At 69.9% G+C, this 14,768-nt stretch carries 13 protein-coding genes and 1 pseudogene; 4 read left to right on the top strand and 10 right to left on the bottom strand.

Translation table 11 applies throughout. The annotated features are described in order from the left end of the window. Nucleotides 1-575: SDR family NAD(P)-dependent oxidoreductase (locus tag BM076_RS29810; RefSeq protein WP_093716852.1), on the bottom strand; the 575-nt coding region annotated here is incomplete at its 3' end. Nucleotides 576-779: 204 nt separating this feature from the next. Between BM076_RS29810 and BM076_RS29805 the strand changes: the two genes are divergently transcribed. After that, nucleotides 780-1,673 carry a helix-turn-helix transcriptional regulator gene (locus BM076_RS29805; protein WP_093716851.1) on the top strand — a complete coding sequence of 298 codons (894 nt, stop codon included), beginning with the start codon at nucleotides 780-782 and terminating at the stop codon, nucleotides 1,671-1,673. Nucleotides 1,674-1,972: 299 nt separating this feature from the next. Continuing rightward, entirely contained in the window at nucleotides 1,973-2,320 is a 348-nt protein-coding gene (locus BM076_RS29800) for a VOC family protein (RefSeq protein ID WP_093716839.1), read from the top strand. Between the two features lie 220 nt (nucleotides 2,321-2,540). Here BM076_RS29800 and dmpG read toward each other — a convergent pair whose 3' ends face one another. From dmpG to BM076_RS29770, 6 genes are all read right to left on the bottom strand, one after another. Further along, nucleotides 2,541-3,626 carry a 4-hydroxy-2-oxovalerate aldolase gene (gene dmpG / locus BM076_RS29795; RefSeq protein ID WP_093716838.1) on the bottom strand — a complete coding sequence of 362 codons (1,086 nt, stop codon included), beginning with the start codon at nucleotides 3,624-3,626 and terminating at the stop codon, nucleotides 2,541-2,543. Continuing rightward, entirely contained in the window at nucleotides 3,623-4,573 is a 951-nt protein-coding gene (locus BM076_RS29790) for an acetaldehyde dehydrogenase (acetylating) (protein WP_093716837.1), read from the bottom strand. The genes dmpG and BM076_RS29790 overlap by 4 nt, the downstream gene beginning before the upstream one ends. Next, on the bottom strand, nucleotides 4,570-5,391 hold the full coding sequence (mhpD, locus tag BM076_RS29785; RefSeq protein ID WP_177246680.1) for a 2-keto-4-pentenoate hydratase: 822 nt from the start codon (nucleotides 5,389-5,391) through the stop codon (nucleotides 4,570-4,572). Before mhpD ends, BM076_RS29790 begins: the two co-directional genes overlap by 4 nt. Before the next feature lie 102 nt (nucleotides 5,392-5,493). Then, nucleotides 5,494-6,513 (bottom strand): VOC family protein, encoded by a 1,020-nt coding sequence (locus tag BM076_RS29780; protein ID WP_093716835.1) that lies wholly within the window; start codon nucleotides 6,511-6,513, stop codon nucleotides 5,494-5,496. Beyond that, nucleotides 6,510-7,385, bottom strand: coding sequence for an alpha/beta fold hydrolase (locus tag BM076_RS29775; protein ID WP_093716834.1), 876 nt, complete (start codon nucleotides 7,383-7,385; stop codon nucleotides 6,510-6,512). The genes BM076_RS29780 and BM076_RS29775 overlap by 4 nt, the downstream gene beginning before the upstream one ends. Before the next feature lie 28 nt (nucleotides 7,386-7,413). Beyond that, complete coding sequence (locus tag BM076_RS29770) at nucleotides 7,414-9,012, bottom strand: bifunctional 3-(3-hydroxy-phenyl)propionate/3-hydroxycinnamic acid hydroxylase (RefSeq protein ID WP_093716833.1); 1,599 nt, start codon at nucleotides 9,010-9,012, stop codon at nucleotides 7,414-7,416. A gap of 138 nt (nucleotides 9,013-9,150) precedes the next feature. On the opposite strand from BM076_RS29770, the gene BM076_RS29765 reads away from it, so the two are divergent. Beyond that, on the top strand, nucleotides 9,151-9,783 hold the full coding sequence (locus BM076_RS29765; protein WP_093716832.1) for a TetR/AcrR family transcriptional regulator: 633 nt from the start codon (nucleotides 9,151-9,153) through the stop codon (nucleotides 9,781-9,783). Between the two features lie 47 nt (nucleotides 9,784-9,830). Next, nucleotides 9,831-10,880: an amidohydrolase family protein gene (locus tag BM076_RS29760; protein ID WP_093716831.1), complete on the top strand. Its 1,050-nt coding sequence runs from the start codon at nucleotides 9,831-9,833 to the stop codon at nucleotides 10,878-10,880. A 234-nt stretch (nucleotides 10,881-11,114) separates the two neighbouring features. On the opposite strand, the gene BM076_RS29755 is transcribed toward BM076_RS29760, so the two are convergent. The 3 genes and pseudogenes from BM076_RS29755 to BM076_RS29750 form a co-directional block, all read right to left on the bottom strand. After that, nucleotides 11,115-11,603 (bottom strand): GNAT family N-acetyltransferase, encoded by a 489-nt coding sequence (locus BM076_RS29755; protein ID WP_093716850.1) that lies wholly within the window; start codon nucleotides 11,601-11,603, stop codon nucleotides 11,115-11,117. Nucleotides 11,604-11,750: 147 nt separating this feature from the next. Further along, nucleotides 11,751-11,894: pseudogene (locus BM076_RS37730) on the bottom strand (transcriptional regulator); the annotation flags it as partial. Nucleotides 11,895-12,249: 355 nt separating this feature from the next. Beyond that, nucleotides 12,250-14,655: a glycoside hydrolase family 32 protein gene (locus BM076_RS29750; RefSeq protein WP_093716830.1), complete on the bottom strand. Its 2,406-nt coding sequence runs from the start codon at nucleotides 14,653-14,655 to the stop codon at nucleotides 12,250-12,252. Nucleotides 14,656-14,768: the final 113 nt, after the last annotated feature.

Raw genomic sequence — 14,768 nt, 5'->3', positions numbered from 1 at the left:
CCGACGGAGGTCGGGTCGAGGAAGTCGGTGCGGAACATCCCCGGGTGTACGCATGTGGCGTGGATGCCGAACGGTGCGAGCTCGCGCCCGAGCCCCTCCGACCAGCCGGTGACGGCGAACTTGGTCGCGCCGTAGACGGGCGAGCCGGCGATGCCGATGATGCCGGACAGCGAGGAGATGGTGATGACGTGCCCCGACCGCTGGGCGCGCATGACCGGCAGGACGGCCCTGGTGACGTCGAACACGCCGAAGACGTTGGTGGCGAACTGCCTCTCGACGGACTGCGGCGACTGCTCCTCGAAGTAGCCGAGCTGGCCGTACCCCGCGTTGTTGACCAGCACGTCGATCCGGCCGAAGCGCTCCCTGGCGGCGGCGACCGCCGCTACGACGGAGTCGGTGTCGGTGACGTCCAGAGGCAGGGCCAGCACACGTTCGCCGTGCTCCTTCAAGGCGGCCTCCGCCTCCTGCGGACGGCGCGCCGTCGCCACGACGCGGTCGCCGCTGTCCAGCGCCGCCCGCGCGATCTCGTATCCGAAACCGCGATTGGCGCCGGTGATGAACCAGACCTTGCTCATGAACTCCCACACTTTCTGTCGATCGCCCGCGGACCGGCCGCCGGGGCGGTGCGCCCGCTCCGGCTGGATCCGACGTCGCGCGCCCTCACCCATGCGACCACGCGGCCCGGTGCGATGCGGGCCCGCGGCGCGCCCTGCCGTACCTGGTACTGGCAGTACGTCCTGGGCCTGCCGGTTCCCACCGACCGGACGGACAATGGGGTCATGGACAACGACGGGAGTCTGCGGCAGTTCCTCATGTCACGCCGGGCGCGTCTGCGGCCCGAAGACGTGGGACTGCCCGCTTCCCCCACGCCGCGGCGGCAGCCGGGTCTGCGGCGCGAGGAGGTCGCCGTCCTGGCCGGGGTGAGCGTCGACTACTACGCCCGACTGGAGCAGGGCCGCATCGGCAGGGTGTCCGACCAGGTACTCACCGCGATCGAGCAAGCCCTGCGCCTCGACGTCCTGGAGTGCCGGCACCTGCGGGCCCTCGTCGAAACCCGCACCGGCGGACCGCGCCGAGCCGCCCGGAGCGACGCCGGGAGCCGCGACAGCGCGCGTGCCGGACTGTGGGAGCTGGTCCGCTCGCTCGACCCGCTTCCGGCCATGGTGCAGAGCCGCCGTATGGACGTCCTCGCGGCGAACGCTTCCGCCAAGGTGCTTCTGACCGACTTCGACCGGATGCCGCGAAAGGACCGCAACATCGTGCGCTGGCTGTTCACCGACCCCCGGGCCCGTGAGCGCTATCCGGACTGGGACGAAGTCGCCGCGAACACCGTCGCCGCCCTGCGCGGAGCACGCGACCCGCTCTTCCACGACCCGGAACTCGAACGGCTCGTCGGCGAACTGTCCGTCGCCTCACCCGAATTCGCCGCCCGGTGGGCCGACTACCGCCTTTTTCAGCACAGCCACGGCACGAAACGCATCTTCCACCAGACCGTCGGCGTCCTCGATCTGCGGTACGAGACCTTCCCGGTGCCCGACACCGAAGGACAGACCTTGACGATCTACACGGCCCCGAAGGGCTCGGCCGCCGCCGACCGACTCCACCTGCTGCTCAGCTGGAACGCCCCAGCCGCCGATGCCACGCAGATCCACCGCCACTCCCCCAGCGACTGACGCCGAGCACCGTCAGGAAGGGCCTGTCCGCGAATTCTCCGGGCGGTCACCGGAACCAGCCGTCATCGCGCTCGGTCCGCGAGAACGCCTCCAGGCTGAGCCTCCGGACCTGTGTCATCCGCCCCCGTGGCGAGCGGCTACCGAATCCACGCAGCGGAGCGACGCACGGGCCATCGGACACCACGTCATGCCCGGAAGTCGGCGCGTCCGGGCCGTCCTGCTCGCCTACCCCCGCTTTCGCGCCTGTCGTAGTAATCCTGGGAAGGCATGGACACTTTCGTTCTCGTTTGGAGTCATCGATGGCCGTTCGCCGTGTCGTACCCAATATCCAGTCGGAGGCGGCGCAGGAGAGCCGCGAGTTCTACGGCCTGCTGGGCTTCGAGGAGGTCATGAACCACGGCTGGATCATGACGCTCGCGTCCCCGTCCAGCCCGGCGGCGCAGATCAGCGTGATGGCCGACGACAAGACCGCGCCCGTCGCCCCCGACATGAGTGTCGAGGTGGACGACGTGGATGCGGCGTACGCGGTCATGCGGGCCACCGGCGCGGAGATCGTTCACCCCTTGCAGGACGAGGAGTGGGGCGTGCGGCGGTTCTTCGTCCGCGACCCCAGCGGACGGGTGGTCAATGTGCTGGGCCACCGCTGACGCCCTCCCACACCCGCGGCGGCCGCTCGGGCCGCGACCGGCGACGCCCCGGCTTCTCGCTCACGGATTCCGTACGTACGGAGTCCGTGTGTACGGAGCCGGGGAACGCGGCTGCGGCCCGCGCATGCGGTGCGTTGGGAACGCCGAGCCCCGACATCCACGAAGCCTTCCTCGAACTCGTCGGCTGCCTGATCACCCTGCGACAAGTCAACTCATCGTGTCAGCCGTTGTAAGCGTCGGTGACGCCGTCCGCATCGGCGCCTGCCGTTCCCGATCGACAGGCGGAGTCGGCCGCCGCGAGGTCGAGGGCGATGTCGGTGATCATGTCCTCCTGGCCGCCGACCATCTTGCGCCGGCCGACCTCGACGAGGATCGCGCGGGTGTCGAGGCCGTGCCGACGGGCGGCGGTCTCGGCGTGGCGCAGGAAGCTGGAGTACACGCCCGCGTAGCCGAGGGCGAGGGTCTCGCGGTCGACGCGGACCTCACGATCCTGCAGGGGACGTACGACGTCGTCCGCGGCGTCCATCAGCGGGAACAGGTCGCAGCCGTGCTCCCAGTCCATCAGGTCGGCGACCGCGATGAACGCCTCCAGTGGGCAGTTCCCGGCTCCGGCGCCCTGGCCGGCGAGGGAGGCGTCGACGCGGGTGACGCCGTTCTCGACGGCCACGACGGAGTTGGCGACGCCCAGGCCGAGGTTGTGATGGGCGTGGATGCCGATCCCGGTGTCCGGGTCGAGGACGTCGCGGTAGGCGCGGACGCGATCGCGGACCCCGTCCATGGTCAGGCGGCCTCCGGAGTCGGTGACGTAGACGCACCCGGCTCCGTAGGACTCCATCAGCTTGGCCTGGCCGGCCAGTTCAGCGGGTTCGGCCATGTGGGACATCATCAGGAACCCGGCCACGTCCATGCCCAGGTCGCGGGCGGCGGTGATGTGCTGGGCGGAGATGTCGGCCTCGGTGCAGTGGGTGGCGACGCGGACCGAGCGGATGCCGAGAGCGTGGGCCTTCCGCAGGTCGTGCAGGGTGCCGATGCCCGGCAGCAGGAGTGTGGTGGGGACGGCGCGCGTGACGACGTCGCAGACGGCTTCGATCCACTGCCAGTCGGTGTGGGCGCCGACGCCGTAGGTGATGCTGGAGCCGGACAGGCCGTCGCCGTGGGCGATCTCGATCGCAGCGACCCCGGCGGCGTCCAGCGCGGCGGCGATGGTGCGGGCCTGGTCGACGGTGTAGCGGTGGCGTACGGCGTGCATGCCGTCCCGCAGGGTCACGTCCTGCACGTACAGGGCGGGGGGCCGGGTCGCGGTCATCGGGAGACCACCTTCGTGAAGGGCTGCGCGGCGGCCATGCGTTCGGCGGTGCGCAGGGCGGCCGAGGTCATGATGTCGAGGTTCCCGGCGTAGGCGGGCAGGTAGTGGGCGGCGCCCTCGACCTCCAGGAAGACCGAGATCTTCACGGCCCCGGTGGTCCGCGTGCCGGCGGACAGCAGCGTGCGCAGGGGGTCGTCGTCGGCGACGCGCTCGAACTGGACCTTCTGTTTGAGGCGGTATCCGGGCACATATGCCTGGACCCGGGCGACCATCTCCTCCACCGATTCGGTCACGGTGGCGTCATCGCACTCACCGGCCAGGCAGTACACGGTGTCGCGCATGATCAGCGGGGGGTCGGCCGGGTTCAGGACGATGATCGCCTTGCCCCGGACGGCGCCTCCCACCTTCTCGATGGCCGACGAGGTCGTCTCGGTGAACTCGTCGATGTTGGCACGGGTGCCGGGGCCTGCCGAACGGGAGGAGATCGAGGCGACGATCTCGCCGTAGTGGACGGGTGTCACGGCTGCGACGGCGGCCACGATCGGAATGGTGGCCTGCCCGCCGCAGGTGACCATGTTGACGTTCGGTGCGCCGAGATGGTCATCGCCGTTGACCGGCGGGACGACGTACGGGCCGAGCGCCGCGGGCGTCAGGTCCACGACCCTGCGCCCCAGCGAGCGCAGGACCTCGTCGTGGTGCCGGTGCGCGCCGGCCGAGGTGGCGTCGAAGACGATCTCGACGTCCGCGAACTCGTCCAGTTTCACCAGGCCGTCGACGCCCTCGTGGGTGGTGGCGACTTTCAGGCGGCGGGCGCGGGCCAGGCCGTCGGAGTCGGGATCGATCCCGACCATGGCGGCGATCTCCAGGGAGTCGGAGAGCCGCAGAATTTTGATCATCAGGTCGGTGCCGATGTTGCCCGGCCCGATGACGGCGACCTTCGTGTTCATGCGGCGGCCCTCTCCGTGGCGGCGGACGCGAACGTGGTCGTGACTGTGCCGAGCCCGTCGATGTGCGCGGTGAACTCGTCGCCTTCGGCGGCGGCGGCCATCGGGCCGAGCGCGCCGGTCAGGACGATCTCGCCGGCCCGCAGCGGGTCGCCGAGGTCGGCGAGGATGGAGGCGAGCCAGAGGGCGGCGGTGAGCGGGCTGCCCAGGCAGTCGGCTCCGGTGCCCTCGGAGACCGTCTCGCCGTTCTTGGTGAGGGTCATCGGCGCGGCCCGCAGGTCGACGCGGTCCAGGGGGACGGGGGTGCCGCCCAGGACGTACAGACCGCAGGAGGCGTTGTCGGCGACGGTGTCGACGATGGTGATGTCCCAGTCGGCGATGCGGCTGTCGACGATCTCCAGGGCGGGCAGCGCGAAGGCCGTGGCGCGCAGCAGGTCGGCGACGGTCGGGTCCCGGTACGGCAGGTCCGTGCCGAGTACCAGGGCGACCTCGGCCTCGACCTTCGGCTGGAGGAGTCGGCCGGGGGCGATCGTTTGTCCCTCGGGCACTGCCATGTCGGCGAACAGCACGCCGAAATCCGGCTGGTTCACGCCGAGTTGCTGTTGCACGGCGGGCGAGGTCAGGCCGATCTTGCGTCCGACCGGGCGGCGGCCGGCGGCGACGCCGCGCTCCACGAGCAGGCGCTGCACGGCGTACGCGGCTTCGACGTCGTCCTCGGGCAGACGCGAGCGCACCGGGGCGCAGGGGAAACCGGTGCGGGTGGCGTCTTCCAGGACGGCCGCCGCCTCGGCCACCGCGTCTGCGGACTCGCGGGCACTCATGGTCGCCCCGGGCGGGGACCGGTACGGCGGTGCGGAGCGAACATGCGGGATTACCTCCGGAAGGAGAGCGAGAAGGCCGGGCAGCGAGGCAGCCGTGCCGGGTCAGCGGTCGGCGATGCCCGCGCCGCTGAGGTCGGGCACCGTGTTCTCGGGGTGGGCAAGGGAGCGGGCGCCGGCACGGAACTGGGCGAGTTTGTCCACGATGGTCCGGCCGACGGGGAGATGGCCCCAGACGCTGATGCCCTGATGGGTGGTGGGTTCCCAGGTCGTCTCGTCGATGACGATCGGATTCCAGCCGACTTCCCATTCGAAGCCCGAGGGGGTGAGGGCGTAGTAGGACAGTTCCTTGTCGTTGGTGTGCCGGCCGACCGACAGCGCCATGTCGAAGCCGAGTTCGTGCACCCGCTGGTAGCTCTGGGCCACGTCGTCCAGGGTGGCGGCCTGGATGTTGAGGTGCTGGACGCGGGTGCGGATCGGGTCGATCGGCAGGCCGCGGGTGGCTGCCACCGCGATGGAGTGGTGCCGTTCGTTGACGCGCAGGAAGCGGATCTTGAGTTTGACGCCGCTGATGGTCTCGTCGATGCAGTCGGTCAGGCGGGCGTCGAAGACGGTGTTGAAGTAGCCGCGGATCTGCGTCGGCTTGGTGGAGGTGAGTGCGATGTGTCCCATGCCGGAGTCGCCGGTGACGAAGCCGGACGCGAGCATGCGCAGCGGTTCGGGGGACGTCAGCGGGGTGGTGTAGATCTCCTGGGTGATGCCCTTGGGACCGGGGAAGCGCAGCAGGCGCTCCACGCCGCGCAGTGCCGCCTCCTCGTCGGAACCCCGTACGACGGGGACGTTGTGGGCCCGGATACGCGCCTCGATCTCCTCGAAGGAGGCGTGGTCGTCGATGTGCCAGCCGGTGGCGACGACGTCTTCGGCCGGGCCGCGCCGCAGCAGGAAACGGCATTCCTGGCCGTCGAGACGGAAACGCATCAGGTCGCGGGAGACGCTGTCGTGGTGCATGCCGATGGCGTCGGTGCCGAAGCGGCGCCAGTCGGCGAAGCGGTTGGTCTCGATGACGATGTAGCCGAGGTGGACGGCGCCGAAGACGGTGGCGGTGCCGGTCGCCGCGGTGTTCATCGACGGCCCGCCAGGAAGTCGGTGCACAGCCGGTTGAAGAGCTCCGCGCGTTCGAACTGGACCCAGTGCCCGGTGTTGGCGACCAGGTACAGGTCGCAGTTGGGCATGCGCTCGGCCAGCATCGGGCCGCCGGACGGCCGGTTGACCCTGTCCTGCGCCCCCCACAGCACCAGCGTCGGCACCGGCAGCCGGGACAGGCGCGGATCGCGGGTGAAGTCCATCTTCCACACGGTCCGCAGCGAGTTGAGCCCGGACGGCCGCCGCAGGGGCGGTGAGGCGATCACTTCCGGATCGATGCTCGCCCGGTAGCGCTCGTCGATCGCGGCGTCCGGGACGTCGGCGGCGTTGAAGACGAGGTAGTTGCGGATGAACTTCTCCAGCTTCTGCCGCGAGGGCCCGTCGCCGCTGTAGTAATCCAGCAGGCTGTTGAGACCGGGGGTGGGCAAGGCGCGAGTCGTGCCGATGCCGCCGGGGCCCATCAGGACCAGGCGGTCGACCCGGTCCGGGGTGTCCAGGGCGAGGCGCAGGGCGGCGGCGCCGCCGTAGGAGTTGCCCACCAAGTGGGCTCTGTCCAGGTTCAGTTCGTCGAGCAGACCTCGGACGCCGTCGGCGAGACACCCGAAGGGGTCGGTGCCGTCGACCCCCTTCGTACTACGTCCGTAGCCGGGCAGGTCGGGGACGATGACCCGGTGCTCCGTGGCCAGTTCCGCGATGTTGCGCGCGTAGTTGGAGACTCCGGAGGCTCCGGGGCCTCCCCCGTGCAGCAGCAGGACCGGCGGCCCCTCTCCGGTCTCCGCGGCGAAGATCTTCCTGCCGCCGATGTCGTACGTCGTCTCCTGCATCGCCGGCAGGCCGGTCGGTGTCGTCGTCATGATGCCGGTGTCCTCACTGCGGGTGTTCTCACGGAGCGGTGGATGCGCCGAGGCGCGAAGTCGTGGCCGGGGCGAAGCCCTGGGGCGGCGGCAGAAGCAGGGCGCCGGCGGGGGCCGCCGCGTAGACGTAACCGTCGGGGCGCAGGGCGAGGGTGGCCGCGCCGTGCTGTCTCATCCAGGGCAGCAGGACGCCGTCGCTGTCGACGAGGGTGCCCTCGGCCGGCCCGGAGCCGAGGGGTGTGATGGTCAGGGAGGAGATACCGGGCCGGCTCCAGGCGGGCTGCGGAACAGCGGTGTTGGCGTGGAGCAGGATCCATCGGCCGCCGAGCGCGTCGTCGAGCCGGACACGGGTGCCGTCGGGGACGGTGACCCAGGGCTGGGGAATCTGGTGGCCGGTCGCCTTGGTGCGGGGGCCGGCCTGGAGGCCGACTTTGTAGCGGGCGACGGGGATCCAGTGCGAGTCCTGTGTCCAGTCGCCGAAGCCCGGTATGCGGTCCAGGGTCCGCAGAACGCTGTTGCGGACGCGGGCGACCGGCCGACGGCGCTCGGTGATGATCCGGCCGACGAACACCGCCCGCCTGGTGACCTCCTCGACGTGCGGCTTGCGCTCGGCCTCGTAGCTGTCGAGGACGCTTTCGGGCAGGTGGCCGGTCAGCACGGCTTCGAGTTTCCAGCAGAGGTTGGCCACGTCACGCACACCGGCGGCCATGCCCTGACCGATCCACGGCGGCATGGCGTGGGCGGCGTCGCCGGCAAGGAAGACCCGGCCCGTCCGGAAGCGGGTGGCGAAGCGTACGTGGTGGCTGTAGACGGTGGCGCGCAGGACGTCGATGCTCTCGCGGGAGATGCCGTACCGGGCAACCAGCCGGTACACGGCCTCCTCGGTGGTCAGCTGCTTCTCGTCGTCACCGGGCAGGATCGGGAACTCCCACCGGTGGTGGCCGAGCGGGGTCGGGCAGTCCACGGCGGGTCGGGCCGGGTCGCAGTGGAAGCGCAGCTTGTCGTGGTCCGGCCAGGGTTTGAGCATCTTCGTGTCGATCACCACCCAGCGGTCCTCGTACGTCGTGCCCTCGTAGCCGATGTTCAGCTGGGCACGGGTGAGGCTGGATCCGCCGTCGGCCGCGATCACGTACGAGGCGCGCAGCCGGTGGACGGAGTCGTCAGCAGTGCCGACGACCGTCAGTTCCACCCCGTCGGCGTCCTGGCGCAGGCGCAGGCACTCGTGGCGCAGAAGAATTTTTACGTTCGGGTAGCGGTCGACACCGTCACGCAGGACCTGCTCCAGTGCCGGCTGGTAGATGAACATCTGCGGTGGGTGGCCGTGCCCGCGCGGGGTGGGGCGCGCCCTGATGAACGTACGGCCCTCGGCGTCGACGAAGTCCACATCCCGTTCGGTCAGCATGTCCTGCTTGAGCCGCTCGGCCAGGCCGATGCGCTGCCAGATGCGGACGACCTCCTCGTCGGTGGAGATGGCCCTGGCGCGGGTGAAGACCGCGGCGTCCCGCTCCAGGACGACGACCCGCAACCCCATCGCTCCCAGCAGGTTCGCCGCGGTCACCCCCGTGGGTCCGTAACCGATCACCGCCACGTCGTAGACGTCTCCGGCTCCGGCCGTGGTCTCACTCATCGGGCCGCCTCACTGTCGATCATGACGCCTGAGCCTTCCTGTATCGATCATTACAATTGGAGTGAGTGCTACGGTAAGCTGGTCGCCGGAAGCGGTCAAGCGGCCGGCGCGGAACGCACCGACAGGAGAGCAGCTGCCATGACGAAGCCGCAGACGCCGCGAAAGAAGCGGGCGAACGGAGTGGAGTCGCGGCAGCGCATCCTCGACGCAGCCGTGGAAATCTCCGGCGAGCGGGGGTACGAAGGCACGTCGATCGCGGCCGTCAGCGCCGCGTGCGGACTGCCCGCCAGCTCGATCTACTGGCACTTCAAGGACAAGGACGACCTGATCGCCGCGGTCATCGAGCGCAGCTTCGACACCTGGCTGGCCGCGTTCGAACTGCCGGACGAGGAGTACGGCACCCCGCTGGAGCGGGTTACCGCCGTGGCCGGGAACGTAGCGAAGTCACTGGTCGACGCCCCCGACTTCCTGCGCCTGGGGCTGATGCTCGCACTGGAGCGGCGCCCGGCCGAGCCGCGCGGCCGCACAGTGTTCCTGCAGGTCCGCGATATCGCGGGCGCGAAGATCGCCGAGATGGCCGCGTCGCTCGTTCCGGACCTCGACCAGGAGTCCGTCCAGATCCTGACGACCTACGCCGTCGCCGGCGCCGACGGGCTGTTCGTCCAGCGGGAAATCAACGGGGACGCCGTCGATCTGGTGGCGATGTTCGAACTGCACGCCCAGCTGGTCCACGACGCGGCGACACGGATGGCGGCAAGGAGGAAGGCATGAGCCGGCCATGCCGGGCCACTTCCGCAGACCACAGGAAAGGCCGCTTCATGTCCCCTTCCGCACAGCGCATCGACGTGCATCAGCACATAGTGCCCGCCTTCTACCGCGACGAGCTCGCCAAGGCCGGCATCGCCGACGCCGGCGGACGCTCCCTCCCCGGCTGGAGCGCCGAGTCGGCCCTGCGGCTGATGGACCTGCTCGGCACCACCACGTCAATCGTCTCCGTGTCGACGCCCGGCACGGGTTTCCTCACCGAACCCACCGATGCCGCCGATCTGGCCCGACGCCTCAACGACCACTGCGCGGCCCTGGCCACCCACCATGCCGGCCGCTTCGGCTTCTTCGCCACGCTGCCGATGCCCGACGTCGACAGCTCGGCCGCCGAGGCCGCTCGCGCACTGGACAAGCTGCGCGCCGACGGCGTCACCCTGCTCGCCAACAACCGGGGTACCTACCTCGGCGCGGGCGGCCAGGACGCGCTGTGGCAGACGCTGAACGACCGCGGCGCGGTGGTCTTCGTACACCCGGCCGAACTGCCCGCTCCCCCGGTCGACGGCATTCCCGCCTTCGCCGCCGACTTCCTTCTGGACACCACCCGCGCCGCCTACCTCCTGGTCCGCAACGGCGTCCCGCGCCGCTGTCCGAACGTCCGGTTCATCCTCAGCCACGGCGGCGGCTTCGTTCCCTACGCCTCACACCGCATGGCCCTCACCATCGCCAACGACACCGCACGCAGCCCGCTCGACGTACTGGACGACTTCCGCTCCTTCTACTTCGACACCGCGCTGTCCTCCAGCCCCGCCGCCCTGCCCACCCTGCTCGCCTTCGCCCGCCCCGGACACGTGCTCTTCGGCAGCGACTGGCCCTTCGCCCCCACCCCGGCCGGGCAGTACTTCGCGAGCGGCCTCGACGACACCCTCGCCCGGGACGTCCTCGGCGCCGTCAACCGCGCCAACGCCGAAGCACTCTTCCCTCGACTGGCCGCCATTTCCCCGACGCCGCCACCAGTCCCGCCGGGCCCCGTGCGCCTGCGGCGGGCGGCGCAGCGCACCGCCGCACGCCTGGTTTTCAAGCTCATCCAGCCCAGCACCGAATGAGCCGGTTCCCCCTGCCCACCAGGCCCTACCGCGAGTCCGACGCCCGGGCCGGGGACCGGCGGCAGGACGCCGTCGCGACCGGCCGGGCCGGCCACAACGGCGTGCTCTTCACCATGTGCCTGTCCCTGATCCTCGTGGTCCCTCCGCCCCCGCGCTCAACCTCGCGCTGCCCGACCTCGCCATCGATCCGTGCACGACCTGAGATGCCGCGTCCGCTGAGAAACCCCGTGAAGCCTAAGTGAGTTCCTTCCGCATCAACGTGCACATCGTCTCGTAGCGGCGCAACGATCCATCAGGGGCTCGCTCGTCCCACGAGTCCGACCGACGGTCGTACGCGACATAGCCCAGCCTTTCGTAGAGCGCACGCGCCCGCGGGTTGATTTCCTCCACACCGAGTTCGGCCTGCCGAAGACCGCGGTTCCTGATCCGCAGTTCTGCGGCTTCGATAAGGAACGTGCCGATCCCGCACGACTGCAATGCGGGGTGGACTGCCAGCTGCCACAACGTGCCGACCCCCTTCTTGACCTGGTAGTCGACTCCGCCTTTCGCCACGGGGATGTCCGTTGCGGGGCAGACCGCAAGATAGTCGACCCCGCCGGTCCTGACACGCTCCAACTGCTCGGCGACGCCGGCCAGGTGGTGGTCAGACCCTGCCCACCCGCACGACGCCAGGTCCGCATGCACCAAATCACGGGCCGACAGCTTCAACACAACGTTGATCATCTTCATTACCTCCGGCGAGCCAGCATCCATACCGATCCCGCAGGGCGCAAAGCCGTTTCCTGTACTCACTCTCCTGGTTCACGGGCGCGGACCCACCGGTACTCCACCAGCCGCCAGTCAGTGACTGGTCCTGGTCACCGGGCAGGGCCGGCGCGGAGGCCCGGGATGCTTGTCCCGGCTTCGTTCGGGGTGGGCCAGGCGTACGAGGTGGGCGTGCTCGGCATCGGAAAGCCTGAGCACGCGCGAAATCGCGTCGCCCACTTCGCGGGACACGTTGCGCGCGTTGCCCTGAGTTCCGCCCGCGGGTCGAGGCTCTCATACGGCTGCTGCCGGCGCCCCGGATCCCGGGCAGCGGCCTCGATCCGGCCGCCGAGATATGGCACCGCCGCGCCCAGAACTGGGGCGAGCCGGGCGAGCACCGAGCGCAATTCGACGGCGACGCGAAGCAGCAGCACATCAACTCCTGCTCACGCGCACGACCGATCGTGCCTCAGATGGCCTCCGACCTGCGAACCGTTGAACCGATGAGCTGGAGGTCGGCGGGTTCTTTCGTGGAGAAGCTCGGCTTCTTCCAGGGCGGTTCTTCCGGGCCCGTACGTCCCGGGGCGCCGCCGTGTGGCGGGGCCCCGGGAGGCGGGGGTGGTGGCTAGGAGATCGTCAGGTTCTGGGCGACGACGTCGGCGTTGTAGGCGTTGACGCCGAAGGTGCCGGAGGCGTACGTGCTGTCGGTGGCGTCGATGAGCGGGTCGGCGCCGTTGTCGAGGTAGACGCGGATGCGCGGGCCGTCGGTGCGGACCGTCACGTGGTAGGTGCGGCCCTCGACGATCGGGGTGGCGTGGGTGGCGATGTCGTGGCCGGGCCGCCAGAGCTTGACGATGCCGCTGGTGTCGAGGGTGGCGGTGTAGCCGGCGCCGTCGGTGCCGGCGCGGAAGGTGAGGCCGGTGGCGGTGCCGTTGGTCACCGACAGGTCGCCCTGATAGGTGAAGTCGGTGCCGGAGCGGTCGCTGACGTAGAAGCCGTCACCGGACGAACTGCCGTGCAGACCGGCGGGGGTGACCGTCCAGGTGCCGCCGTGCGGTGCCCAGGAGCCCGCGGTGAAGGCGTGCAGGCCGCCGTCGCCGGTGTTCAGATTCTGCACGGTGGCCTGGCCGTTGAAGACATTGGCGCCGAAGCGGCCGGAGGCGTACGTGCTGTCGGTGGCGTCGATGAGCGGGTCGGCGCCGTTGTCGAGGTAGACGCGGATGCGCGGGCCGTCGGTGCGAACCGTGACGTGATATGTACGGTTCTTGGCGATGGGCAGGGCGTGGGTGGCGATGTCCTGACCGGGACGCCACAGTTTCAGCACGCCGGTGCTGTCGAGGGTGGCGGTGTAGCCGGTGCCGTCGGCCGCCGCGTGGAAGGTCAAGCCCGCCGCCTGGGCGGTGTTGAGCGTGATGTCGCCCTGGTAGACGGCGTCGGCGCCGCTGGAGGCGCTGAGGTAGAAGCCGTTGCCGCCGGCCGAGCCCTGCTTGCCGCCGGCGACGTCGCTCCACACACCGCCGGCCGCGTGCCAGGGTCCGGCGAGGTCGCTGTCGAGGGTGGACTGCCCGGTGCCCCAACTGGTGTTGAGCCGGGTGAAGTCGGCGCTGTCCAGCTTGACGTTCCCGCCGTTGCTGAACAGCCGGATGCCCTGACTGTCGGCGGCGGAGTCGAAGTTGACGTTGTCCGCGACGGAGAACAGGCCGCCGTCGGCGTAGATCTCCAACTGGCCGCGGTCCACCAGCAGTCGCATCGTCACCTTTCCGCCGCGCGGCTTGAGGGGAATGCCGTCCAGCGTCTGCTTGGCGGTGTCGTAGACCACGGTCCGGTCGGCGGAGCCGTCGGAGCGGGCGTGCAGGTCGAAGCCGAAGCTGCCGGCGGTGGCGTGCGAGACGTCGAACTGCGCCGTGATGTCGTAGATGTCGGCCTTGATGCCGGAGAACGGATTGCTGTTCGGGGTCAGGGTCCGGCCGGCCCAGTGCTGGGTCTGGGAGGCGAGCGAGGACAGGCCGGCGACCGGCGTCCTGGTGATACGGGGCCCGTCGGGGGTGCTGACCAGCCCGAGGTCGACGGGGAAGGAGGCGTCGCCGGTCCAGGTGCTGCCCTGGTTGCCGTTCTGCCATCCCATCTGCACGGTCTTGCCGTCGGGCGTGTTGGTGAAGGTCTCCGCGGCGTAGAAGTCGCCGTTGACCATCTTCTGCGGGCCGGTCCCGTCGGCGGTGAAGGTGGTGCCGTCGAAGCCACCGACGACGTACTGGCTGGAGGCCGACGTCAGCACCCATCGCTGCTGGTTGGTGTGCCCGTCCAGCGGCAGCGGGAAGAGGTCGGGGCACTCGAAGAGCCAGTCGGCCCGGTAGCGGCTGGCGAAGGTCCAGTCGAGCAGATTGGTGGAGGTGTAGATACTCACCCCGTTGCCGCCCTCGTCGGACCAGAACACCATCACCCACCGGTGCCGGGCGGCGTCCCAGGTCACCTTGGGGTCGCGGCTGCTGACGCCGGACGGGACGGTGACGACCTTGCGGCCCTTGTCGTACGCCTGGAAGGTCCGGCCGTTGTCATTGCTGTAGTAGACGCTGACCCCGTCGGTGTTGGAGTAGACGACGATCGGGTCGAGCGAACCGGTCTTCAGTCCCGAGGAGTTGGCGGTGTCGACGACACCGCCGCCGGAGAACAGGGTGCCGGGCTGGACGCCGGGCTCCATGGCGATCGGCTTCTGCGTCCAGTGCACGAGATCGGGGCTGGTGGCGTGGCCCCAGTGCATGGTGTCCCAGGCCAGGCCGTGCGGATTGTGCTGGTAGAAGAAGTGGTACTCCCCGTTGGCGTACACCAGCCCGTTGGGGTCGTTCATCCATCCCGACTGCGAACTGAAGTGGAACTGCCCGCGGTACGGCTCGCTGTACGTCGTCGGCGCGTACGGGAATTCGGGGTAGTCCCAGACGGTTCCGGCGGCGGCCGGTGTGCTGGGCAGGAAGACGGCCAGGCTTGCCGCGAGGGCGGCCAGGAGCATCCAGACCGGACGGTTCTTTCGGCGCATACGACACCTCTCCGAATCGGCTCTCAACGCGTCACGACCGGAATGTCAACGTTGACACATGCCATCGATGACATGCGTGGTCCAGGTACCCGGTCGAGGTGAGACTGTGCGGG

Origin of the sequence: Actinacidiphila alni (assembly GCF_900112845.1) — a bacterium.
Lineage (GTDB): Bacteria > Actinomycetota > Actinomycetes > Streptomycetales > Streptomycetaceae > Actinacidiphila > Actinacidiphila alni.
The sequence above is the reverse complement of the archived record's forward strand: the minus strand, read 5'-3'. Positions and strand labels throughout refer to the sequence as shown.